Source organism: Paenibacillus sp. GXUN7292, assembly GCF_050864975.1.
Taxonomy (GTDB): Bacteria; Bacillota; Bacilli; order Paenibacillales; family Paenibacillaceae; genus Pristimantibacillus.
In genome coordinates this window covers 64,554-89,631 of the sequence record NZ_JBOZWO010000008.1, presented here as the reverse complement: position 1 = coordinate 89,631, position 25,078 = coordinate 64,554, and the positions used below count along the sequence as shown (strand labels likewise).

Annotated in this window: 17 protein-coding genes and 1 riboswitch; of the genes, 3 read left to right on the top strand and 14 right to left on the bottom strand. The window is 45.6% G+C overall.

From position 1 onward, the window contains the following. Window positions 1-12 precede the first annotated feature (12 nt). The 9 genes from ACRRU2_RS09615 to ACRRU2_RS09575 form a co-directional block, all read right to left on the bottom strand. A complete protein-coding gene (locus ACRRU2_RS09615; protein ID WP_432501069.1) occupies window positions 13-1,002 on the bottom strand; it encodes an ABC transporter permease in 990 nt (329 codons plus the stop codon). Beyond that, complete coding sequence (locus tag ACRRU2_RS09610) at window positions 999-3,761, bottom strand: FG-GAP-like repeat-containing protein (protein WP_432501067.1); 2,763 nt, start codon at window positions 3,759-3,761, stop codon at window positions 999-1,001. Before ACRRU2_RS09610 ends, ACRRU2_RS09615 begins: the two co-directional genes overlap by 4 nt. 236 nt (window positions 3,762-3,997) lie before the next feature. After that, window positions 3,998-4,759: a glycerophosphodiester phosphodiesterase family protein gene (locus ACRRU2_RS09605; protein WP_331698077.1), complete on the bottom strand. Its 762-nt coding sequence runs from the start codon at window positions 4,757-4,759 to the stop codon at window positions 3,998-4,000. 18 nt (window positions 4,760-4,777) lie between these two features. Next, window positions 4,778-6,097: an ABC transporter substrate-binding protein gene (locus tag ACRRU2_RS09600; RefSeq protein ID WP_331698078.1), complete on the bottom strand. Its 1,320-nt coding sequence runs from the start codon at window positions 6,095-6,097 to the stop codon at window positions 4,778-4,780. Between the two features lie 45 nt (window positions 6,098-6,142). Next, window positions 6,143-6,964, bottom strand: coding sequence for a carbohydrate ABC transporter permease (locus tag ACRRU2_RS09595; RefSeq protein ID WP_432501064.1), 822 nt, complete (start codon window positions 6,962-6,964; stop codon window positions 6,143-6,145). A gap of 17 nt (window positions 6,965-6,981) precedes the next feature. Beyond that, window positions 6,982-7,818 (bottom strand): carbohydrate ABC transporter permease, encoded by an 837-nt coding sequence (locus tag ACRRU2_RS09590; protein WP_432501202.1) that lies wholly within the window; start codon window positions 7,816-7,818, stop codon window positions 6,982-6,984. Window positions 7,819-7,852: 34 nt separating this feature from the next. Next, a complete protein-coding gene (locus tag ACRRU2_RS09585) occupies window positions 7,853-8,905 on the bottom strand; it encodes an ABC transporter ATP-binding protein (RefSeq protein WP_432501062.1) in 1,053 nt (350 codons plus the stop codon). Between the two features lie 360 nt (window positions 8,906-9,265). Next, window positions 9,266-10,360, bottom strand: coding sequence for an alcohol dehydrogenase catalytic domain-containing protein (locus ACRRU2_RS09580; protein WP_432501058.1), 1,095 nt, complete (start codon window positions 10,358-10,360; stop codon window positions 9,266-9,268). Window positions 10,361-10,497: 137 nt separating this feature from the next. Further along, on the bottom strand, window positions 10,498-11,259 hold the full coding sequence (locus ACRRU2_RS09575; protein WP_331700132.1) for a DeoR/GlpR family DNA-binding transcription regulator: 762 nt from the start codon (window positions 11,257-11,259) through the stop codon (window positions 10,498-10,500). Window positions 11,260-12,016: 757 nt separating this feature from the next. Further along, window positions 12,017-12,100: riboswitch (ZMP/ZTP riboswitch) on the top strand. A gap of 74 nt (window positions 12,101-12,174) precedes the next feature. Here ACRRU2_RS09575 and ACRRU2_RS09570 point away from each other — a divergent pair. Then, entirely contained in the window at window positions 12,175-13,038 is an 864-nt protein-coding gene (locus ACRRU2_RS09570; protein ID WP_432501056.1) for a bifunctional 5,10-methylenetetrahydrofolate dehydrogenase/5,10-methenyltetrahydrofolate cyclohydrolase, read from the top strand. Continuing rightward, complete coding sequence (locus ACRRU2_RS09565) at window positions 13,031-13,666, top strand: cyclodeaminase/cyclohydrolase family protein (protein ID WP_432501054.1); 636 nt, start codon at window positions 13,031-13,033, stop codon at window positions 13,664-13,666. The genes ACRRU2_RS09570 and ACRRU2_RS09565 overlap by 8 nt, the downstream gene beginning before the upstream one ends. 82 nt (window positions 13,667-13,748) lie before the next feature. Here ACRRU2_RS09565 and ACRRU2_RS09560 read toward each other — a convergent pair whose 3' ends face one another. Next, the gene (locus tag ACRRU2_RS09560) at window positions 13,749-14,843 is read right to left on the bottom strand and encodes an alcohol dehydrogenase catalytic domain-containing protein (RefSeq protein ID WP_432501052.1); all 1,095 of its coding nucleotides are present in this window, start codon (window positions 14,841-14,843) and stop codon (window positions 13,749-13,751) included. Window positions 14,844-15,265: 422 nt separating this feature from the next. Here ACRRU2_RS09560 and ACRRU2_RS09555 point away from each other — a divergent pair, with 422 nt between their 5' ends. Continuing rightward, window positions 15,266-16,033 (top strand): class I SAM-dependent methyltransferase, encoded by a 768-nt coding sequence (locus ACRRU2_RS09555; protein WP_432501049.1) that lies wholly within the window; start codon window positions 15,266-15,268, stop codon window positions 16,031-16,033. Between the two features lie 342 nt (window positions 16,034-16,375). Here ACRRU2_RS09555 and ACRRU2_RS09550 read toward each other — a convergent pair whose 3' ends face one another. The 4 genes from ACRRU2_RS09550 to ACRRU2_RS09535 all read right to left on the bottom strand — a co-directional run bounded on the left by ACRRU2_RS09550 (window position 16,376) and on the right by ACRRU2_RS09535 (window position 25,065). After that, window positions 16,376-21,043, bottom strand: coding sequence for a DUF4838 domain-containing protein (locus ACRRU2_RS09550; RefSeq protein ID WP_432501047.1), 4,668 nt, complete (start codon window positions 21,041-21,043; stop codon window positions 16,376-16,378). A 714-nt stretch (window positions 21,044-21,757) separates the two neighbouring features. Continuing rightward, window positions 21,758-22,939, bottom strand: a complete 1,182-nt coding sequence (gene nagA / locus ACRRU2_RS09545) for an N-acetylglucosamine-6-phosphate deacetylase (RefSeq protein ID WP_432501045.1) — start codon at window positions 22,937-22,939, stop codon at window positions 21,758-21,760. 115 nt (window positions 22,940-23,054) lie between these two features. Beyond that, the gene (locus tag ACRRU2_RS09540; RefSeq protein WP_432501043.1) at window positions 23,055-23,792 is read right to left on the bottom strand and encodes a glucosamine-6-phosphate deaminase; all 738 of its coding nucleotides are present in this window, start codon (window positions 23,790-23,792) and stop codon (window positions 23,055-23,057) included. Further along, window positions 23,773-25,065 carry a Gfo/Idh/MocA family protein gene (locus ACRRU2_RS09535; protein ID WP_331700124.1) on the bottom strand — a complete coding sequence of 431 codons (1,293 nt, stop codon included), beginning with the start codon at window positions 25,063-25,065 and terminating at the stop codon, window positions 23,773-23,775. Before ACRRU2_RS09535 ends, ACRRU2_RS09540 begins: the two co-directional genes overlap by 20 nt. Between the last annotated feature and the right edge of the window lie 13 nt (window positions 25,066-25,078).

Sequence of the window (25,078 nt, the reverse complement as noted above, 5' to 3'; positions counted from 1 at the left end):
GTGCCTCCTTCTCTACAGAACGGTAGACTGGCCTACCCGCTTGGCCCACGAATTGACGAACAACACCAGTACGATGCTCACCACTGATTTGAACATGCTAATAGCGACGCCATAGGAGTAATCCCCGATTTGCATGGAGTAGTTAAGCGCATACAAGTCAAGCACCTGCGAATACTCCATAACCAGATTGTTGCCGAGCAGCATCTGTGATTCATAGCCGGTCGCGATCAAGTAACCCGTGTTCAAGATTAGTAGAATGCTGGCAGTCGGCATAAGTCCAGGCAAAGATATATGAATCATTTTGCGGAAACGTCCCGCTCCATCCACATCGGCGGCTTCATAGAGCGCCGGGTCCACTCCGGCCAGCACCGCCAAATAAATAATTGTGCTCCAGCCCAGCTCCTTCCAGAAGCCGGCCATCGTATGAATGACCCAAAACCATTTTTCCCTGGATAGAAAAAATACTGGCTCATCCACAATGCCAAGCCAGATCAGCAGCTCATTCAGCGGCCCGAAATCCGGAGACAGAACAAGTGTAACGATGCTGGCAATCACAACCCAGGAGACGAAATGTGGAATATACGTAATCGTTTGAATCGTTCGTTTGAACAATCTCGACCTTACTTCATTAAGAAGCAGCGCCAAACCAATTGCTCCTGCGAAGCTCGTAATCAGATGCATCAAACTCATCGCCAGCGTATTTCGAAGAACGATATAAAACCAGTCATCGCTGAACAGTTTTATAAACTGATCGAGCCCGACAAATTCGCTTCCGAATATGCCCTTTACTACGGAATATTTCTGAAATGCCATAATCCAGCCCCATAAGGGCAAATAACTAAATAGGGCCAATATGCCGACAAACGGCACAGACATAAGAATTAACTGATATTGCTGAGCTAATGTTTTCCACTTCTTTTGGCGGAGGTTCCTCTTCAGACCGGCATCCGTTTTGATCGCACTCGCAGTTTGTTCGATGTTGATCCCCTCCTCATTCATCATTGTTCTGATATTTGCGCCTGCGATTCATAATCAAGGATCACTTCATTAATACGGGGAGTTCCGCCGCTATTGACAGCTCCAAGAGCTAATCGATATTGTACCCAGTTGCCCGTATACTTGCCTGCGGACCACTTGCCGCCCTTCTCGAACCAGCTTCCCTCTCCATCGATGCCAGACCAGTTCGCCTCCATCAGCGCTTCTTCATTCGCGGCGGTTCGGATTTGTGCTTTAACCCACGTTTTCACCGGTACGGTTGCAAGCCAATCGATTCCGGTTATGACGCAGCCTTCCGGCAGCTCAACAGGGCGTGATTCATAGAACTCATCAGGACCGCGGTCCATAATGTTGCCGATGTCCGAATGCGTCATTCCGTGTGGTCCTGTCGTAGGCAATTCTGTCCGGTTGTGTTCATTAAATCCTTTCGGACCGTTCCACCACACGAAGGACATGCCCGGATGATTCCCAAAGGTCTTATGGTTGGCCATCGCCAAATCGACATATCCGTCCTCATTAAAATCAGCGGCCAGCACACCGGCGACGGAATGACCGAATAGTCGCGTCCGCTTGTCCACTGAATAAGTTCCGTCCGGCTCACCCCAATAAATATACGAGTCGATATCGCGGGTTCGAGTTCCATGATAGCAAGCAACAAATATGTCAAGAATACCGTCATTGTTAAAATCAGCAATTGCAAGATCCGCGGCGAAGTGCGCCGGCAGCTCCGTCCTTCTGTCATTGGAATACCCTTCAGGGCCACCCCAGTAAATATAAACAAAAGTGCCGTAAGGATCGCCGACGTCTGCTCCTTTGTAACCGCCTACAATTAAGTCAAGCCAGCCATTGCCATTTAAATCCGCCGCGCGTGAGCTGATTCCCGCTCCTTCCGGCAGTAAGGTGCGCCGATTCAAATCAAATCCATCCGGCCCGCCCCACAAAATGAGCAAATCATCGGTTGCTCCGCAATCTGGTATAACGAGATCCAGCCAGCCGTCATTATTCAAGTCCGCCAGAGTCATGAATCTCGGCTGTCTGTAGGCAACGCCGTCAATAACTAATTGAATGCGCACCGGTTCGTCAACAAACCCATTCTCTGAGCCGTAAAAGATTAACAATTCGTCGTTGTTGTGGCCGACAACAATAAGATCAAGCCACCCGTCCCGATTAAGATCCGCACAGCAACTGCTCATCGAATTTTTCGTCGGAAGCTCCACTTTTTGCTCCTGACAAAATCCATCAGGACCATTGTAGAAAACGAATGAGCCGTTATCCATATGCAGCGCGTTCTCATTACTGTTGGTCATGAACACATCCGCAAATCCATCATCATTAAAGTCGCAAATTCGCAGCTCTGTCGCTGCCCAGCCGGTCAGTTCAAGTCTTCGCTCAGAAGAGAAGCCGTCCGGTCCGCCCAAGTAAATAGCTGTTGGCACATCTCCCAAAATTCGATTAGTCATGTGATTAAGGAAAATAACCTGCGGATTCGCGCTGTCCATCGTTCGAGCAATAAATACACCCACGGCGCAATGTGTTTCAAGCCGCAACGGCGGCGCCTCCAAGCCATCTGTTGACCCTCGGTAAATAAGTGATTCATACGTATACATCGTTTCCGTCTTATCCTGGCATACGATGACATCGTCATAACCATTGCCGTTCAAGTCCGCTACTTCAATATCATAAGCACTTTTCGTCGTGAAAGAGGTCCGGTTGTCATTGGTATAGCTCTTCTCCGAATCCCAGTAAATCCAAGATTTCTCCAGGCCGTCCGCTTCCTGCTGCCGCGAGGCCAGTATAATATCCTCACTGCCGGTTCCTCTTACATCTCCGATCGCTGCACTTATCACTTCGCCGCTATCGAGCACCAGCGGCTGGCCAACGTTCCGGTTCTTATGAATGGGAATGAATACGGATTGTTTCCCGCGACATACGAAGATATGCGGAACACCTCTCAATTGCAGCACTTTAAGCCGCGAAGCTTGGGATACACTGTAAACATACAGGCTTCCGGCGCCGGCACCGCTTGCCGCACTGTCGATGCTTGCTTCAATTACATCATTTCCTGTCAAAGCAGGGTCCAGCCATGTACGGCATTCTGCCTGAATGCCATCAGTTCCCCCCCAATAAATAACGATCTCGCTATTATTCGTCCGAACAATCAGATCATCGAAACCATCCCCATCCAGGTCAGCCGAAGCGATCGTATCTATGGAATGATCCAGCTCAACATCGATGTATCCTTTCGTTTTAAAGCCTCGCTCACCTTGAAAAAACAAACGCAGCTTCTCAAAGCTGACAAATGCGATGTCCTTTCGTCCATCCCCATTAAAATCTCCAATCGCAGTACTCTTGCACGATGGCGCCCATAGATTAAGCATCCGTTTTGTACTGTAGCCTTCTGGGGAGCCATAATAAATTTGAGCATACGTGTAATTGGATGCGCCATTATACTGATTGCCGATAACAAGATCGTCGTATCCATCATTGTTTAAATCACCTACAGCCCCCGTATAAGCTCCCTCTGTCGGAATTTCAATCCTGTCTTCTCCTTCAAGCGGGTTAACATACACATACGCAGGCACCCTTAAGGCGTCATCATGGGAATTAGCAAACGGCAAATCGATAAAGCCATCCCCATTTACATCAAACAGGTGAATCCGCTGAATAACGCCTTTTTGTGACACGTATATGTTCTGTCCCGCATTCCCGAATTTCCCTTTGCTAAACGTATCAAAGCCTTTTTCCTTAAGCACTCCGCTAATCACATTCCAACAACTCCTTCTATCCAGCTGAATTAATTATATAATCTTGATTTCGATCAAAAACCATGGGAACATTCAGTTCATGACAGGGGTATTTGCAGTAAATGATTATTGACGAGCCAAAATATGCTGATCCAAATAGTAGCGAAATGTTAGTAACGAATAAGTGTGCAAAACTTATAAACTGTTATAAATAAAACAAAAAAGCGATCAGGATTTCTCCTGATCGCTCTCTTGTTTTATTTAGACAATAGACCTCTAACCTTCAAAGCAGGCATCGGATCATTGCATGTCATGACGGTAGCTCCGCAGCCGATAGAGTAGTAGACTTTTTGTTCTGTGTCCGGACAGTAGCTCCAAACCTGCAAGCCCATTTCCTTAAAGCTGGCCACTGTTTGAGGGGTAAGCAGCTTCAGCTCTATGCCGATGGCCCACATTTTAGAATAGGTACCGTCCGCGCCTTCAACAAAATTACTCATAATCGAACCTATGAAGCCCTGTGTTTTCACACCGTACTCATCATGCATGTAGGCAAGCACGGATGCATCAAAGCTAGTAAATACGCATCGTGGAAGCATGCCGTACTGCTCTAGCAGTTTCATCGTTTGATCGACTACTTGTATCGCATCGGGACTTGGCTTTATCTCCACATTAAACAGCAATTCAGGGTAGGGTTGTAAAAAATCACAAAGCTGTTTAAGTGTAGGAATTTGCAGCCCGGCGAACATTGGATCAAGCCAGCCGCCTGCATCCATTTGCTGCAGCTCAGCTAATGTAAAGTCTCGAACAGCACCTGTCGCATTTGTTGTCCGATCTACTGTCTCGTCATGAATAACAACTACCTGCTGGTCCTTTGACAATCGCAAATCAAATTCGAGCATATCGACGCCTCTTTGAATCGCTTCATGAAAGGCAAGCAGTGTGTTTTCCGGGTAAGCGGTCTTGTAACCGCGATGTCCTGATATGACAATGGTCTGAATGTCTTGGATTTTCTCTATCATATCAATAGCTCCCGTTTTTTACTTGAATGAACGATCTGTGTTTTTCTTTAATGTATCAAGCGTTGCTGCGATATCTTTGCTGTCGTACATAATAGCTTCAATTGCAGAGAAGAATTCTTGCTCTACTTCAGTCCAAGCTACAGCTTTGTTAGTGTCAATCGCGTATTGCAATTGCTCGTAAGCCGTTTTACGGATGGGCTCTTTTGCCCATAGATCTTGGATCGCTTTGGACTCCGTCATCGACTTCGTGAATGGAAGGTAACCAGTATCAATAATGAACTGCAGAGCGCCTTGCTCATTCGTCATCATCCAGTTAATGAATTCCCAAGCTTCGTCCTTGTTAGTTCCGCTGTTTAACATAGATACGTTAGCGCCGCCAGTTGGGTTAGCGTGAACTTGCTCTTTCGGCAAGAAAGCTGTTACGTATTCGAACTCAACAGAAGACAGAAAACCGCCGATTGTACCTGTTGATTGATAAAGCATGCCTACTTTACCTTCTTTGAACATAGAACCTACGATGTTACCAGAGTCTGTTGCAGGCGGGTAGTATAGGCCACCATTGGATTGCAGCTTTTTAAGCTCTTCGAAAACTTTTACGCCAATACCGTTGTCAATAAAGCCTAGACCCGTGCCTTCTTCGTTAAAGAATCTGCCGCCAGCTTGCGTAATCATCGCCATTGGATACCAAGTGTCATACGGCATAGAGAGGCCATAGCGCTTGTATTCATTACCTTCCTTAATCGCTAACTTGGAAGCTACGTCCGCCATTTCTTCCCAAGTTGTCGGGATGGCAAGGTTTAGCTCATCAAGCATCGTTTTGTTAACATGAAGGATTGGAGTAGAACGGTTAAGCGGCAACGATACCAGCTTGTCATTGAAGTTAGAGTGGCCCATTAGACCTTCGCTGAAATCGTTAAGATCCAGGTTCGTTTTTGCAACATAAGGTGTGAGATCTTCCAGTACGTCTGAATCCGAGAACATTTGAATATAAGCACGCTCAATCATCGCGACTTCAGGAGCGGACTTGGCAGCAATCGCTTGCTGCAGCTTGGTAACTGTTTCTTTATAGTTACCTTGAAAAGTGCCGACTACTTCGATTTTGTCTTGAGAATCGTTAAAACGTTTAATCATTTCGTCGATGCGTTCACCGTTTCCTCCGCCAAGCGAATGCCAGAAGTGAACGGTTTTCTTACCTTTACTGCCGCCATTGTCGGCCGTGTTAGACGGTGCTTTGGATGGATCTGTCGGGTTGTTTCCGCCTGTGGAAGATTGGCCGCACGCAGCTAGCATGCTCGCGACCAGCGTCAGCATAATAAGGATTACAGAAAACTTTTTCATTTTTTAACCCTCCATTTTTATGTTTCTAGGATGTATTAGTAATAATTACTTAATACCTGAGTAAACAAACGCTTTTACGATTTGTTTGGAGCTGAACAAGTACACAATCAGGATCGGCAGTACGAGCACCACGTTGCCTGCCATGATAATATGCCAGTTGCTGATGCCTTCTGTTTCACGCAGCATGGAAATACCAATGGTCAGCGGTCTAACAGCTGCGGAATCGGTCATCACGAGCGGCCAGAAATAATCATTCCAGTGGCTGACGAAGCTGAACAAGCCTACTGTAGCTAGAGCAGGCAAGGACATGGGCAGCATGATGCGAGTCATAATGCTAAGCTCGGACGCGTTATCCAAGCGGGCCGCCTCCACGATTTCGTCCTGAATTTGCATAAAGTACTGGCGAAGCAGGAAGATACCGAAGGCATTGGACATGAACGGAATAATCTGCGGCAATAACGTTTTCATAATGCCCCAATCCGACATCATCAGGTATACGGGAATAAATGTAACCTGGCCAGGGATCATAAAGGCAAGCAGCACGAGGCTGAACAAAATTCCGCTGCCCCAAAACTTGTACTTGGCAAACGCATAAGCGGCCGGAATCATCACGATCATCTGAATGACGATAATGCTCAGCGTAATGACGACCGAGTTTTTAAAATAGGTCAGAAACGGCCCGGCCTGCATCGCATCGACGTAGTTAATAAACTGCGGCACCGATGGGATAATCGTAGGCGGAAAAGCGAGTGTTTCCCGAAAAGTTTGCAATGAGGTCGATATCATCCAAAGGAAAGGAAAGACAAAGATAAGAACCAAAACCGATTTGACGATATAGCCTATTGCTGTGCGAAAATGTTGTGCCATTTTGTCTTCTCTCCCCCTTATTGATAATGGACCTTGCGTGCAAGCAAGCGGAAATACACAAATGTCAGTATCGAGATAATGACTAGAAGGACAATACCTGTTGCGGAAGCATATCCGATATTGGTTGTACGATTATTAAAAATGTAGTACACGAGTGTGTTCGTCGCATTGTTCGGACCGCCAGAGGTCATGACTCGAACGGTATCAAAAACCTTGAACGAGCCGATCGTCATAATAATCAGGACGAAGAACAGCTGCGGCGAAATCATCGGCAACGTGATCTTGTAGAACACCTTGAACTTGCTGGCGTTATCCAGCTCAGCCGCTTCATAAATATTCGGCGAAATGCCTTGCAGCGCTGCCACGATAATGAGCACGTAATATCCGATACCTTGCCATACCGACACGATGATAATGGAAAACAAGGCTGTTTTCGAGCTCTGCAGCCATTGTGAGGTCGGCAGCCCAAGCGTCTTAAGGATGTAGTTCAGGAAGCCGATGCTTGGATCCATCATCCATAGCCATACGAGGGCGATCGACACAATGGATACGATATGCGGCATAAAAATACCCGCTTGTACAAATTGGTTGAACTTCGTATTTTTTTTAAGCCAAACCGCTAGCGCAACCGAAATGACCAGTGTCGCGATAACGACTCCGCCGGTATAAATGACCGTATTGTACAGAGACTTGTAGAAATCCTCACGGCCTAAAATTTCTTTAAAGTTATCCAAGCCGATAAACTTGCTCTTTGCTTTGTTCATCAGGTTGTAATCATACAGGCTTAGATAGATCAAATATAAAATCGGATAAACAACGAATACAAAAATACCGATCATCGCGGGAGCGATCATAATATAGGGACGCAGCCGTTCTCCTAGTTTGACCTTATGCACGGCTGAGCCCTCTCAACTTCTCTAATAATTGTTGATGCTCGCTCCCTGTATCATCATAGCGTTTCTCGTTTTGGTCAAAGAAATGCAGATGCTTTTCGGCTACTCCGTAATAAACTTCTTGCCCTGCATCATATTGATCATTTGTGCTTTTCATCATAAAAGTGTGGGTATCGTTTTTAATTTGATAGATCGTTTCCGATCCAAGCATCTCTCTCGTAATGATTCTGCCTTTCGATTTGAAGGCTTCTTCAACAGGAGCCGTAGACAGAACGGCACTTTCAGGCCTGAAGCCGAACTGTGCATTGGCATTGGCCATGGAGCCGATATTCATCGGAGGAACGCCGATGAACTGTGCCGTAAATTGGTTGCTTGGCTTGCGGTACATCACAGCAGGAGGCGCTTCTTGCTGAATTTCCCCTTTGTTCATAAGCACGATTTTATCCGCCATGGACATCGCTTCCACCTGGTCATGCGTAACATAGACGAAGGTGGAGCCCAGCTTCTTATGAAGCTCGATCAGCTCGATGCGCATTTGTACGCGCAGCTTCGCATCCAGATTGGAAAGCGGCTCATCCATCAGAAACACACCTGGCTTTTTCACCATGGCGCGAGCTAGCGCAACGCGCTGTCTTTGTCCGCCGGAAAGCGTCGACGGCTTGCGGTCCAAATAATCCTTGAGACCTACGGTTTCACTGATGGATTCCACCAATTCTGTCCTTTGCGCTTTCGGCACGCCATTGTTGCGAAGGCCAAACTCAATGTTGTCGCGCACGGACATGGTGGGATAAATCGCATAGTTTTGGAACACCATTGCGAGCCCGCGCTTGCCGGGCGCCGTTTGCGAAACATCTTTGCCGTCAATCAGCACAGAACCGGAGGTTTGCGGATCAAGCCCTGCAATCATGCGCAGCAGCGTTGTTTTGCCGCATCCGGAAGGGCCAACCAAAACGGTAAACTTACCGTCCTCAATCGTCAGATTGAGATTTTCGATGACATTGTGCTTATCAAACGTTTTTGTTACATTTTTCAGTTCAATTGATGCCATTATTTCAGCCTCCTTAGCTATCCAGCCGCGCTTATATATCTTACTTAAGTTCAATGATAATTCCAGTACGAGCTGTGCCTAGGTTCTTATTGATGTTAGTAATTGATGATGTGCCTTAGCTTAAACAAATTCTAAAACGTTTACAATTTCTTTATATTGATAACGTTGATGACTTCGATTCATAAGATATCTCTTCGCCATCGTTTTTTCCTCCTTGCTAATGACGCGCTATTCATTGCTCATTTGTTTTGCGTTGTGCGCGCCACAGTTCTCCTGCATAACATTGACAAATACTTGCATTCCAATGTTTATTTTTTTCGTGTATGATGTAAATAAGGAATTGCGATTAGATTATTTCAATTACCATTGGAATTCAATAATCGTTTTTTCCCAGCTTCTGTGAGCTGCAGCAGATTCCATAACTTTGGCGAGTTGGTCTGCTGTACTCACTTTCTCATAGCTTTTTGGAACAATTTTGCGCAACGTATTTTGATAGTCAGGAGACTCCATTGCACGAATAACCTGCCGGAAATCATGTGATGTGCTTCTGCTGCTTCCATGCACAGTAATTCCTTTTTCAAGAATATCGCGTGTGTTGATTGGAACGAGCTCCTCCGTAACCCCCATTAGGATGAGATGTCCGCCTGGAGCAAGCATATCGATTGCTTGATTAATTGCACTTTCGCTAAATTTACCCCCAGTACATTCAATCGCAATATCGACCTTTTCAGCCTGTTCAAATTTGAAAGTCTGTACCATTTCACGGTTTGCAAAATCGAAGTTCGAAAGCTTATCTTCTATTGCTCCGAATACAGTAAGCCGATCCTTGCCGAGACCAAAGCAATGATGAACCATTGCTGCTGTCAAATAGCCAACCGGTCCATCGCCGAACACGACTGCGCTTCCGGCTGCAAGCTTTCCACTCACCATTTCAAGTGCTTGATGCGATACGGAGCATAGCTCAGCAAGTACTGCGATCTCATCAGGAATATTGTCCGGTATAGGGATGACATTCTCATGCGGCACTACTAGCCTGCTTTGCGCCATTCCGTCAATGCCGCTGGCTAGAAATCCGCCGTTCAAGCAATAATTCTCGCCGCCCCCCGCTCGACATACCGAGCAGCACTCCTCTTTCGGAATTCTTCGAGTTACAAAACCTGGAAGATTAGGCACGATAACCACTCTTTGCCCAACCTGTAAATGATCAGCTCGACTTTCAATAACCCGGCCAATCCCTTCATGCAATAGTGCCATGGGCAATTTTTTTGCTAATGCTTCTGGTCGTCTTTGCCCGGTGAAATAACGCAAATCCGCATGGCAGATACTTGTTATCTCCGGCTCTACTACAACCTCCCCTTCGCTCACCTCTCTTTCGATTGTGATTTCTGAGATTTCACCTGGTTGATTCAAACGAAACACCTTAGATGTAACGTTCACTCCTATCGAACTGCTCACCTGATGCACCTCCCTTATGTGATCTGCAAGATGTATATGAAACCTCGGAAAGACTGCATCAGATTGTAATCGCAGTTCATGCCTAAAGCAATCTTAACCAAGAGACTCACCATTTTTAGAACCACCGCAAGCAAGCATTAAACCGTAATAACATCTACGCCATGCTCGTTAAATTGTTTTATATCGAACTCTGAAGCTTCATTCCCGGTAATCAAAGTATGGATAGCGCTATTAGGCGCTACCGAATGCAGCGACACCTTCCCAATTTTGCTTGAATCCGCTACAACAATTGTTTGTTGAGCCGCTTTAATCATGCCAATTTTGGTTGGGACTAGCTGAGCCTCCGGATGCATTAAGCCCAATTTGGAATGAAGGACCGGAATCCCGATAAATGCCTTGTGTACGTGAAGCGATTCCAGCACTCGATCTGTAAACATGCCGTTAAGCATATAACTTGAGGGATATAGATCGCCGCCTGTTAGAATTACTTTAATGCCCGGCGAATCTCGCAGTTCAGCAGCAACGTTCATATCGTTAGTTACAACAGTAAGATTCGTGCGGTGAACTAAATTTTTGGCGATATGAAGCGTCGTAGTGCCCGAATCAATAATGATATGCTCGCCGTCTTTAACAAGCTCTGCTGCACGCTTGCCGATGCGCATCTTCTGATCAAGCTGATCGTTGAAGCGATCGTTGAAGGAAGCCTCGACGTTAGCCCACTCATCGATCGTCACACCTCCGTGCGTTCGTTTAAGCAGACCTTCTTGTTCGATCTCCGACAAATCTCTGCGTATCGTTGCGTCATGAACAGAAAATTCATTAGCCAGTTCAGATATCGTAGCGACTCTGTTTTTCCGCACATATTCTACGATTCGCGCTTTTCTTTCAACTGCTAACACCAATACCCCTCCTTTACAAACGGATTTACAAAATGTTCATAAATGTTCATTTAAGCTTTCTTTTGCTTAATTAAAGAATAAATTCACGCAATAGATCTGTCAAGAACATTCTACAAACTTTTTTTGATTGTTAATTACAACCAATGCCTCTATCGTTTGTTTTCGCCAATTGTTGAATATAAGAATTATTAATAAATTGTAAAGGGTTACATTGTTTAATATTCGCAACTTACACTCGTTATTACAATTAAACATCATTAAATAACAAAAATCAATATCAAACATCAAAAAATAAAACATTCGCATTAACAATTGCTTAACAAAACTAAATTCGCAGAATTCATAGGGATACTTTTCTCCACTCTATTTCCACTTCATTCCATAATCCTTTGCTTTCGACTATTAAAATGAATGCTAGTGCACGTTGCTGCAATTCCTGTTTGACGAATTCAATCCATTAACCTATATCAATTACACTCAGTGTAATGAAATAGAAGTGGAACAGTTTAATGGAAACATGGTCTCTTTTAATATCCAATCCAATATTTTTATTGTTTTTTGATGTTTGTCGTTATTTTGACAATACATCCACTCGTTTTATTAGTACATTATTTAATTTTATATACGCTTTTTTTTGCTCATTATGCTTATTAAGCCGCTCCATTTTATATTTTTTGTAAAGAAGCACTATATTCATAACTCATTCTTATTTGCTTTTTCTTGCAATTTTGATACGATAAGCATATTAGAATTAAAGCAGGCTGTATGTAACTGGCGAAGCAGTGGAATTGACCACAAGGGAGCATGCAGCATAAATATACCGTTCGCCTGGGGAAAAGTGTCAATCGATGCCACGCGCTTGCTGTGTGCTCGATGATGCTTTTTTTTGTATTTCATTATGAAGGAGGCAGATTGATGACGTTATTAATGAAGGCAAAAGATGCGGCAGAACAAATGTATGAACGAATGAAAACGCAAGTTGAGCAATTGCAAAGGGAGAATATAAATCCGCAAATGGCAGTTATTCTTGTAGAAGGCGATCCCGCCTCCCTTTACTATGCGCAGGCCAAGCATAAGCTCGCTTCGAAGCTAGGGGTACAGTTTACTTTGCACACCCTGGCAGCAAATACCGCCGAGGCAGCATTGCTCCAATTTATTCATGAGCTTAACATGGATACAAATGTGCATGGCATTATGGTCGAGCTGCCGCTTCCAAAGCAAATTTCAACAGCCGCTGTAGAAGCTGCTATCGCTCCCATGAAGGATATTGACGGTGTCACACCAGCTAATAAACTTGCGACAATGACAGGCGCTCCCGGATTATATCCTGCAACCCCGCAAGCATGCATTATGCTGCTTAAGCATTATGGCTATTCCTTGTATGGCAAAAATGTCACCTTGGTCGGACGCGGCCAAACGGTTGGCATGCCCTTATTTCATATGCTGCAGCGTGAAAATGCAACCGTTACAGTATGTCATTCCCATACCGCCGATCTCGCTTCACACTTAGCACAGGCTGATATCGCCTTTGTCGCAGTCGGCAAAGCGCGCATGATTGTGCCTGCGTTCGTACATTCTAAGCTTGTTATTATCGATGCGGGCATTAATGAAGACAGCGATGGCAAGATGGCCGGCGACGTTGCTAAAGAAACGGCGGATTGCGTAGAAGCGATGTCCCCTGTTCCAGGCGGTGTCGGAACATTAACAACCGCCATATTGTTCAATAATTTAATGCAAGCGGTTATGCTTCAGCTACAGGAGGCGGAGTCCAATGAGTAATCGCATTTGGGAGCAATCCATTCGCCAGTTTGTTGCCGACGCCGCCAGCGCAAAGCCGACTCCAGGCGGCGGGAGCGTTGCAGCATTAGTCGCGGCTCTTGGTGCATCAATGACAGCTATGGTTGGCAATTTGTCACAAGGAGAAAAATTTGCTGCTTATGAGCCCGAAATTACTGCAGCGATTCAAGGCATGTACAGCTTAATCCAGGAAAGCGAGAAATTGCTGGCAAAGGATATCGCCTGTTTTAACGCCTACATGAACATTTTGCAGCTAAAATGCTATTCTGCTGAAGAAAAGCTTGCAAGAAAACAAGCTTTGCAGGAAGCAACCATACAAGCGCTGCTCGTCCCTCTCCATCTTATTGAAGCCTGCAAGGACGGACTTCAGCTAACGAGCAGCATCACTGCGCAGGCTAACCGAAACGTTATCTCCGATCTGGGAATCGGCGCTATTTTGCTGGAGGCAGCTGCACAATCCGCACTTCTGACCGTCGAGATCAATATCCAAGCCTTAAAGGATAACGCGCTTAAAGATCAGTATGCGCTTCAAGCCTCCTCCCTCATGCAAGAAATCTCAGCTTTGAAGCATAACGTTATTCAGGCTGCTCGCCAGCGTATAGCAAACTGATCCAGCCTATGAGCCAAACGCAAAGAAGCAGATATCGCCATCTGCTTCTTTGTACTATTAGTAAGGTTAATTATTAGGACTGTTACCATTCAAAATGAATAATCGTCTTTTCCCAGCTTCTGTGTGCTGCTGCAGCTTCCATAACTTTGGCGAGTTGGTCTGCAGTGCTGACATATTCAAAGTTTTCAGGAACAATTTTGTCCAGCGTTTTTTGATAAGCTGGCGATTCCATTGCTTGAATAACTTGTTCAAAATCATATGAGGTGCTTCTGCTGCTGCCGTGCACAGTAATTCCTTTTTCGAGAATATCTCTTGTATTGATTGGCACACGGTCTTCTGTTACACCAAGCAATATAAGATGTCCGCCCGGCGCCAGCATATCGATCGCTTGATTAATTGCACTTTCGCTGAACTTGCCGCCCGTGCATTCGATTGCAACATCAACCTTTTCAGCGTTTTCAAAGTCAAAGGTTTGCACCATTTCGCGATTAGCAAAATCAAAGTTTGCAAGCTTCTCCTCCATAGCGCCAAATACAGTAAGGCGATTCTGTTCAAGGCCGAAGCAGTGATGAACCATTGCTGCAGTCATATAACCAACCGGTCCATCGCCAAATACTACAGCACGGCCCTTAGCCAATTGCTCTTTAACAATAGCGAGCGCATGATAGGATACGCTGCAAAGCTCTGCCAAAACCGCAATACGGTCAGGGATGCTGGAAGGGATGCGAATCACATTTTGTTCTGGCATAACGAGTCTGTTTTGAGCCATACCATCTATTCCACTGCCCAAAAATCCGCCATTCAAGCAATAATTGTCGCTTAATCCAGAGCGGCAAGCAGAGCAGCATTCCTCTTTCGGAATTCCTTCTCTGGCATAGGCCGGCAGGTTAGGAACGATAACGACACGATCGCCAGCCTCCACCTTTGAAGAACGACTCTCAACTACTCGGCCGATCCCTTCATGAAGAAGAGCCATCGGAAGCTTTTTGGCGAGCGCCTCCGGCCGTCTTTGGCCTGTAAAATAACGCAAATCCGCGTGGCATATGCTAGTTACATCCGGTTGAATTACAACCTGTTTGTCCTTCACCTCTCTTTCTATAGAAACCTCAGTAATTTCTCCGGGTTTAATTAATCGAAATACTTTTGACATAACTTTTGAATCAGATTCATTACTCATACCGGACACCTCCTGAAGTTGTACCAAGCTATTTATATGAAATCTCGAAGAAAGATCCGAGAGATTCACCGGATTAAATATTGCTGGGCAATTATAATTGTTCACTTTGTGCTCATTATTGCTCAATAAAGTTCAATTGCTGCTTAAATAAAGGATAAAAGTAGAGGTTGTTTCTGTCAAGATATATTTAAGGCAAAGTTTTCGCCTTGATTTTTCACGTACGTCCCAATATACTGCTCAAATGTTAATAAAATTAATATAATCCATGCTCATTTTTGTTCAACTATAACTCTATCTCATTACGGCTAGACCGGTACAGCAATTGACCAAATTCTGGATTATAGTTATATTCATTATTGAATACAAGCAATACGATGTTGCGCTAGAATGGCATTTGCGCACACATCCAAGGAGGTTATACCATGTCATTCAGTTTTTATGGCGAGCTTTGTACAGAAGTGTATGATCTAACCAAGAAGGTCGGTCAATCTATTAATGGTGATTTGGAATACTACTATAGTAGACTTAAACAAACAGAGGGAAAGATTTTAGAAGTTATGGCAGGCTCCGGGCGTGTCACTATCCCGCTGCTTGAAAAGGGACTTAATATTGAAGGAACCGATTACTCTTCCCAAATGCTTGCATCTTGCCGTAATCGCTTAGCCGAGCGCGGCCTGCATGCTAATCTATATGAAGCCGATTTGCAGAAGCTGTCTTTACCGCATAAATACGCGGCCATTATTATACCTGCTGGCTCTTTTCTTCTAATAGAAGACCGCGAGCAATCACTTCAAGCCCTTAAGCGGCTATATGATCACCTTCTGCCCGGAGGACGGCTCATCCTGGACTTGTTCCTGCCTGACAATCAATTTGAAGCTGGACAAACAAGCCCGATCTCAACCTATCACATGCCGGACGGCGATATGATTACGATGGAAAGCACATTAGTGGAGACAAGCTTCTTCCACCAATATAAGGTCTCTTACTTGAAGTATGAAAAATGGCGCGAAGGCGCGCTTATTCAAACAGAGCTGCAGCGCTTCGCCCTTCGCTGGTACGGTGTAGAAGAATTTAAACTCTTACTTGAGCATATCGGGTTTCAAGATATCGTTATTTCCGCCGATTTTGAATACGGCAAAACGCCTGATTCGAATAGCGAATGCTTTGTTTATGAGGCTGTAAAGCCATAATCACGAGGAAGAGCAAGGCGGTTCAGCGCCTTGCTCTTCTTCATTTGTATTCAGTCGACGTAATGTCTTGCCACAACTAACACTAAGTAAATACATTTTGTGCATCTAGTTTCCCCTTTTTTATCAAAAAAAACGATTCTAAATGGATTTTATGCTTTTAGTTTTATTGAAACCTCGCCCTCTCCCCATTTCACCGCTCTCCCGCCGCCATTCCCGCCGCATACGCAACCAAATGGGGCTGCCCAGTAGTCAGTATACACTGACTTTCTGGGCAGCCCCTTCTTTATTGTTGATATGTTTCTGCGTTTTCGTTACGTATCTACTCTATTATTCATCGCATTATCAATCCTTCTTCACTGTTACGCTTCTCACTGCACTGGAAGTCACACCCGCATCATTGATAAGCTCCACGCGATACTCATACGTACCGGCTGGCTTGCCATTGATCTGTGTCTGTGCTGTCTGTACGCCTGGCGTTGCCGCAACAAGAGACTGCTCATTGATCAGTACTCCGTTCTCGTACAAACGATACATGCTTCCGTTTGTTCCCCACCACATATTCATTGTTATCGTGTAATTGCCGTCTCCATCCCAGTTGTCATCAGAGAGAACCGGAACACCCGGCGCTGCATCAGTCACCGTGACAGTCAATGTATTACTGGTCGTCACTCCAAAACCGTTGATCAGTTCTGCGCGATACACATAGACACCGTTCGCTCGTCCGCTAATAGCGGTTGCCGTCGTTTGCGCTCCCGGCGACTGATCGCTCAGTAATTTTGTTTCTATTAATACATCGTTCTCATACAAACGGTAAACAGAACCATTGTTTCCCCACCACATATTCATGGTAATGGTATAATCGCCATCGCGAAGGCCAGTATCATGACCATTATTATCGGACAATGTCGGCTTGCCCGGAGCAGCATTGCTTGCCGCGGCGCCGACAATTTCAACCAAAGCTCCCTCTGCTGCGTACGTGCCATAGGCTGCGCCAATGACTGCTGTACCTGCTGTTTTATACAGTACAATGCCATCAGACAGCACTTCAGCAACTGTGTTATCTGAACTTGAATACACAACCTCTGTGCTTACATTTTCATGTGTGCCGTCACTGTAAACAGCATGAACCGTTACCTGTCCCGAACCGCCTGCCGATGCGGACAAATCCAGGCCGTTCAACTCCAGACGAAGCAACTGCGGTCCTTCATTTGTATTCGATACAACCAATTCATATGAAGCTGTCATTCCCTCATAGGTTGCAGTTATCGTCGTTGTACCTGACGTCTTCGCCGTTACAACACCACTAGCGCTCACCTCTGCCACCTCTGGATTGCTGCTTGTGTACGCAACTCCATCAGCAGCTGTCACTTCTTCACTGCTGTCATCGCTGTACGCAGCCGTCACTTGCAGTTGCACCGTCTCATTGACTTCCATCGAAGCAAGAGCGCCGACGATTTGAATGCTTTGCAGTGTTGGCTCTTCCTCTTCAGAGACTATTTCCAGTCGGATATCATCAAACCATATCGGTGAGCCTGCGTTTGCAGGTATGCGCACATATACTTGTAAAATCTCGGTCTGGCTTCGCGGAGTCAGCTCCATTTCGTAATAAACCCAATCTACCACACCTTGAATCCCGCTTGCCCACTTGTAGCTTATGGTCGCTCCCGCATTGTTCGTTTCCCTTAGTCCAAAATCCACATCACCTGACGGACTGTAGATCCAGCCACTAAGAAGATACGTCTTGCCCGGAATAACCGCAACATCGTTGGATCGACTTTGCTTCACCGCAGAACCTGGCACAAACTTGAAAGAATAATTTCCGTCATGAGCTTTGTCATCAACACGTCCCACGTCATTACTGCTTATTCTCCACTCTGTCGGAATTGCCGGGTTATCGGGCATCCCGTTCTCAAAACCCGGATTTCCAATCAGGTTGCTGGTATAATCTACTTGAAAATCAAAAGCTTTTACCAACACACCGCCTATGTTGACTGTTAATGCAGCATCATACCGATCTTCTTCCAGTCCCGGAGTAATGGTCAGATTGCCTGCAACGGTAATTTTTTCACCGGCAGGGATCTGAATCGGGTTGTTAAAAGCCAACTGCATCCCTTCCGGCACTATGCCTTCCAATGAGAGCTCAAGCGGCTGCGTTTCTTTGTTGTGCATGGTAATCGCAATCGGATGCGTTCCCCTGACACTCACACGTATATCATTCGAATCCAATTGCACGGTAAGGGATTGGTTCAATATTTTATTGCCATCATTATAGAGGACATCGACAAGCTCGCTCGGCTGACCCTCTTCTATCCGCTGTTCCAATAGAGCCAGGAATTGACCTAATAGTTGTATATAAGAGGCCGGTTCATTTTGATCATAATGCCTTTCCGCCAGATCCAGATGCTGCAGCAGGGCGGATGCAAGTACCTCTTCATCTTCAGCCAACAGATTAACGAGCGGTCTCAAATCTCCCACAGAAGATGCGGATTGATACACAACTACATCATCCAAATACACAGGAACGTCTTCCGTACTGCTAATCTGTGTATTGATCAAAATACTGGTAAGGTCGCCGCCATTAAAATGCTCCGGCAATTCTTCCAGGAAATTTACAGTTGCCCATGTTCCGGCTGTATCTGCAAAAGCGACTCTATCCGATCTATAGACAAGCTTTTTTCCGGCAGTGTTATAGGCCTCAATAACAACTTGCAGTGTTCCGCCGCTCTCCGACCCCTCAGGAGTATAATAACGAACCGAAGACGCCAATAATCCCGGCGTGACCGGAATCGTCTGATACACGCCGCCGGCCAGCGTATTCTCAAAAAGCATACTGCTATTTCCCTGCTCATCCGTCACCCTCGTAATTTGTGCAGATTGATGCGGGTTCCAAATATTCCAGGAATCAGGCTTGTCGTCCCCTAATTCAAACGATGGATTAATCGACAGCGATGTCACTGAGTCAAGTGACAGCAGCAGTCTTGAAAACTCTCTCAGTTTAGGCGCTTCATAACTTTGCAATAAGGATTGCAGCTTATTTGTTATCGTCCCGCCCTCAGGCTCATATTGCTCAATATATTTCACCAAGTTCCAGAACTCATACGCATTCCAACCCGACCAGCTCTCTCCAACCGGAGTAGCAGGATATCGCAATGCAGGGATCTCCTCGTATTCTGCAAGCAATTCATTGCGCCGTTGAACCACATTCAATCGGAATTCCAACGTCTGCTCCAACTCATCCAATATGTCCAAAGCTTCCTGCTCTGTTGTCGGCTGGTCTATTTTGCCTGGATAACTTAAAACTGAAATTTCATAGTATTCAAACTGATGAAGCAACTGCTCCGCCCGTAATTTTTGCTGTTCCGTTTCGGCTTTGGCGAGCACCGAGTCCAGTAACTCCCTGCTTCTCCGAATCTCATCTTTCGCTAGTGCAAGGTATCCATTCTCATTAAACGATAAATAAATATAGTCCTTGGATATTTGGAACCAACCTGTGTTTACCGCTTTCTCATACCAAAATGTTTCCCATATTTCAAAATATTCCTTCAGATCGGCAGCAGCTTCCTCACCAACAGCGCGTTCATACCAATGTTGTAAAAGTTCATCTACATCTTGATCCCGATTCCATTGCAATTTTGCAATAATCCATGGCTGAGGTCCATCCCCAAGTATAGGATGCATATCCCAATGATGCACCAGAACATTGTTTTCCTCCGCATATTCATATAAATCAGCCAGCAAATGCGGATACACACGAGGCAATGGGTAGTGGTAACTTAACATATAATCATACCAACCCAGTTGCGAAGCAACCTCGCTCCACTGATCCATTAGGTCCTGCTCTTTTTGTCTGATCTCATCATCCATCCAGGCAAGACGGTCTTTCGTGATAACCGGAATTACCCGTTCATTCAATTCAAATTGAGGTGGCTCCGCAACTTGATCGTAAGCGTAAACGCCAAACCATTTATCCGGATGTTCCACAAGCACTCGCTCAACCACGTCATTAACCCATTTATAATAGATTTCAGACATATGGGTTCTGCCGTAAGAATTTATCCGGTCAGGTCTGTCCGGATGACCGGGTACATCTTCACAATAACCTTGTTTGTCATTGACGGCCAAAGAATACGAGGTGGCTTCAGGATTTCGATCAAAATAAGCGTTAATTCTCTCTACAGCTACGTCCACCGTTGCCGGCACAGTAAAGCAAGGCTGCCAGCTGTGTATCGCTCCCGGTGCGGGAGGAGTATTGTTGGGATAAAACTCCGGGTTGGTTTGTCCATAGATTTCTACCGGAAACAAAGCATACAGATTATGCCCCAATGCAATTGGTTGTTCCGATACCGTCCTATTCCGTTCCAACCACTTCTTGCGAACATCGCCATACTTGCTTGTACTGCCCATATTTATCGTACGGCGCAAAGTCATGAAAGTCGGTTCATCTCGTACATCTTGCTCGGGAAGCAACACTTCATTTAAATGCGGCACATCTTCCCAATCTTCAGTGGGCATCAACCAGGTTACTCCCACATAACGTTCAAGAAAGTCAACTACGCCGTTGCGTGTTCCAATTGATGTCGGACCCACAATCGTAAGGGAATCACTGTCCGGGTGGATGAAAAAACCGTCCGGATGCAAATTTTCCAATCCGTCGGCAATATGCTGATCTGCCGGATAAGAGCCGGCGCCAATTTGAATACGAACAACGGACTCATCATAAGCCAACTCATCAAATTGACCTAGCTTCTGCACGGGCAACGATACCCCGGTTGACTTAAATAAATATTCGATCAAAGTGTCAGCAGCATCTTGCGTTACGGCATCAGCATCGTCCGCAATCAGAATAACAGCATGAGCTTCACCGTCACCAATAATCGCCGTCCCTGCCATCTCTCCTGCATTCGCATGTGAACGGTCCATAATTGTAAGCGTTAACATAATTATGATTAAAGATACAAAGAAAAATAGTATGATAGCAGGCTTCTCTAATACTCTCTTCAAGTTCATCATCTTTTTCCTCCCTGTAATACAATATCGTTTACTCTCAAATCGCCAATATGATTTTCTCAAGTCAGATAGTTTTCCTTCCCCTCCTTTACACAGTCGTGTTGTTGGATTGATAATTTGTCTATAAAAAAAGAAGTCGATTTCTATTTCTTGTATTATAAAATAATTACTTTTGATGTCTCTCTCAACCCGCTAAACACTCCAGTTTGATAGCTTAATATCTCATTTTTAAATCAACACATGCTCATCAAACAGCAAGTACTCAGCTATAAGTCTTTTTGACCACATTAAGGTTAGAAATGACACAGAATATAGTAATCGATTTCTGGAATATATTATCATGAAAACGCTTTTTTGTACACACTTTTTTATTTTTTGGGTCAATTTATCAATTAATTCATAGCTGTAAGGCTGTCCATTCATCTTTCCGGCATTACAAAAAAAGCACACCCGCAAGCGCTCAAGGCGCTCACAATGTGTGCTTCACGTTCGTCGTCACTTCCGCTCAACAATGAACGGTCGACAGATTATGCTTCTATAGGTGACTCTTGGCAACCATTATACCATGATACAAATGGATCCTGCTAGTACAAAGAGCGCTTTTCCTATAATCGCCAAGTAAGCCAACGTTTTTTCATGCTTCATCGCCTGAGCTCCACTTTACCAACAGTTTATCCATAACTTATGCACATATATTTATGACTTACACACAACTGTTTATGACTTATACACAGATTGCCCGGTCACAACTGTCTCCCTAACTGAAATCATACCTCTCTGCGCGTCATAATCGAACAACGTTAAGTCTGCCGGGCTGCCAACTTGCAACCGCCCTGCCCGCTCGTCCCGCATTACCTTCGCCGGTCGTAACGTCACAGCTTCGACCGCCTCCGCTAAATCCATATCCGTATAGCGAATTGCATTGGCAATGCCCGTGTCGAGAGATGCGGCAGAGCCTGCCAGTATGTCTGGATTCTCGGCTGTATGCAACCAGCCGTCTTCATGCAGTACAACTTTGCCGCCAATCAGGCTGCTGTACTCTCCAGGAGGCATGCCTCCAAACTGCGTTGTATCACTAACTAGAATGCTTTTGTCTCGTTTGGCTCTAAGCATTGCCTTTAGCACCGGCGGAGCCAAATGATGGCCATCCGGAATAAAGGCCGCCCATAGACGATCATCCGCCAGTTGATGCCAGATGTAGTTAGGATGACGCGGCAACATAGGATGAGATCCGTTGCCCAGATGCGTACATAACGTAGCACCGGCTCGAACAGCATCATCCAGTTGCTCAGCCGTTGCCGCCGTATGTCCGATAGCTACCACTACGCCTGATTCCGCCAAGCGTTCGATGAACGCTATAGCTCCATCGCGTTCCGGCGCCAACGTCACCATGCGAATTCGCCCTTCGGCAGCATCTTGCAGACGCATGAACTCCTCCCAGTTCGGGTCCCTGGTATGAACTCGCGGATGCGCTCCCCGGCTTCCGTCCTCGCTCGATAAATACGGCCCTTCCATGTGAATGCCTCTTATAGAAGCAGCGGCATATTGATTCGTTTGGCAGTAGTCAGCAATAACTGACATCGCTTGACGCATCCGTTCAAAACTTCCGGTAATTACGGTAGGCAAATAGCTTGTTACACCCTTGACATGCAGCGTTCGAGTTACTCCTTCAACATCCTCGACAGTCGTCTGCTCTGCATTCAGATCATAACCCCCAAAACCATTTACTTGCAAATCTGTCCACCCTGCCGATATCCAAGGCAAAGACGTGCCCAAAGTCTGATTGCCGGCAGCCACAGACGAGAGCAGCGCTAATGGAGAAACCCCCGTAATAACGCCGTTCTCCCCCTCAATCTGCACAGCTTCGCCTGTTGTTATCAGCTTCCCTTGCCATTTCATCTTCATCACCTCTATAACGAACTTCTCTCCATGCAACACAAGTACAAGACCGTCCGACGAATCAGCGGTCTTGTTTACCTTCAACTTGGTAATCGGTTACTTCAATGGCATAAAACTAGCACCACTCGTAGATAAGCGAAGAAGATTGTTTATCCAAATACAAGCTCCAATTGGCGTGTGTTTTCATAATTGTAGCCGGGATATTGGCGTCGATCCCATTCTGTAAAGTATCTTTAATCGCACGAGCTTTCGATTGACGTGGAACAACCGATATAATATTGCGGCTTTTCAATATTTGCTGCACAGACATCGAAATCGCTTGCTTAGGCACATCTTCCATCGTAGCAAACCAACCTTCGCCAACCTGCTGCATTTTACAAGTCTCTGACAAATCAACAACCTTGAATGGGCGATCATCATTAAAATCTGCAGGCGGATCATTGAACGCAATATGCGCATTTTCTCCTATTCCTATCAGCGCCAAGTCAATCGGGGACTTGCTGATCTCCTGATTCAAGTTATCGAGCACCGCTGCGGTATCGCCTTCACCATCCACTAGCCAATACTTCCCCACATTGACATGTTGCAAGAAGCGCTCTTTCAAATATTTGCGGAAACTGGCGGGATGCTCCTCTGACAAGGCGATATATTCATCAAGGTGGAACATCTCTACCTTTTCCCATGCTATATCCATCTTGACGAAATGCTCCAGAAATTCAAATTGCGAAGCGCCTGTCGAAAGCACAATCCTGGCTGTTCCATTAACGGATATGGCTTCATTTATTAATCTTGCACTCTCTCTGGCTGCCTCTAAACCCGATTGATCTGCTGACTCAAATATATGAATTTTCATAATAATTGCCCTCCTTATAGAATTCCTCTAGTTGTATCATTCTTTTTTCGACTCTGGAACGTTCAGCAGCAAATGCCATAAGATGACTCTGCACCGATTCTTTGGCTGATGTTTGACTCACTTTCACACCTTGTCCCAACTCCCAGGCACGAACAGTTCGCGCAAAGTCCTGCACAAGGCGGCTATCACCGCCTCCATGACCTTCATGCCCCGCAGCTTCTTCTAACTTGATCACTTCGCTTCGTCCCGCACCAAAAGTACGAATTTCAATTTCATTCGTCTCCATTGTGGCGCGAATTTCACCGATCGTCCCCATTAATCTGAGCGTTCGGCTAGTTTTCTCTGTAAATGCGCTCATTGTAAACGCCACTGTAACTTCATTGTCGAAATCCATCGCCACTACTTGATGATCAACCACATCATTGTCACATTGGAACACACAACGACCGAACGGACCTTCTTTTATCGCCTTATATCGAGCTTCATAGCTGGGATCGGCACTCGCCGCCTCAGCTTTCCATCCGCCGTTCTCGATCAAATACGTATTTGGCGCATAATATACGCAAGAGTCTTCAACCGGACAGCCATCGAGACAGTATTTGGGCGCTCCCTCAGGTGCGTTCTGCATGTTAAAATAAGACAAATGTCCATAAGACGAAACGTTCGTACACTTTCCACCTGCGAACCATTGAATAATATCCATGTCATGGCAGGACTTCGCCAGAATCATCGGACTGGACTTCTCCGTATTGTTAAAATAGCCGCGAACGAAGCTGTGCGCCTGATGCCAGTAGCCGACATTCTCATTATGCTGAATGGACATCAAGCGGCCGATTCTCCCATCATCCAGCAATTGTTTAATAGTCTGGAAGAAAGGAGCGTAGCGCAGCACATGACAAATCGTCAGAATGCGATTATGCTTTTCCGCCGTCCTCTCAAGCTCGATACATTCTTTCCAGCTTGGCGACATTGGCTTCTCCAGCATCACATGATAACCGGCTTCCATCGCTTTCATAGCCGGCACATAATGATCCCGATCCTGCGTACAAACAAATACAGCATCAGCTTGCTTGCCGGCGGCAAACAACTCATCCCAGCTTTTGAAACATTTCTCCTCGGGAATATTAAATGCCGCTTTGGCACGCTCCCGCTTGAAATCATTCGGTTCCGCGACAGCTACAATTTTCATCTCTCGCGGTCGCTTGCTGGCATACTCACTATATCTCATCCCTCTAAGACCTGCGCCGATTAATGCAATTGTAATTGGCTTCATCACAATTTCACCT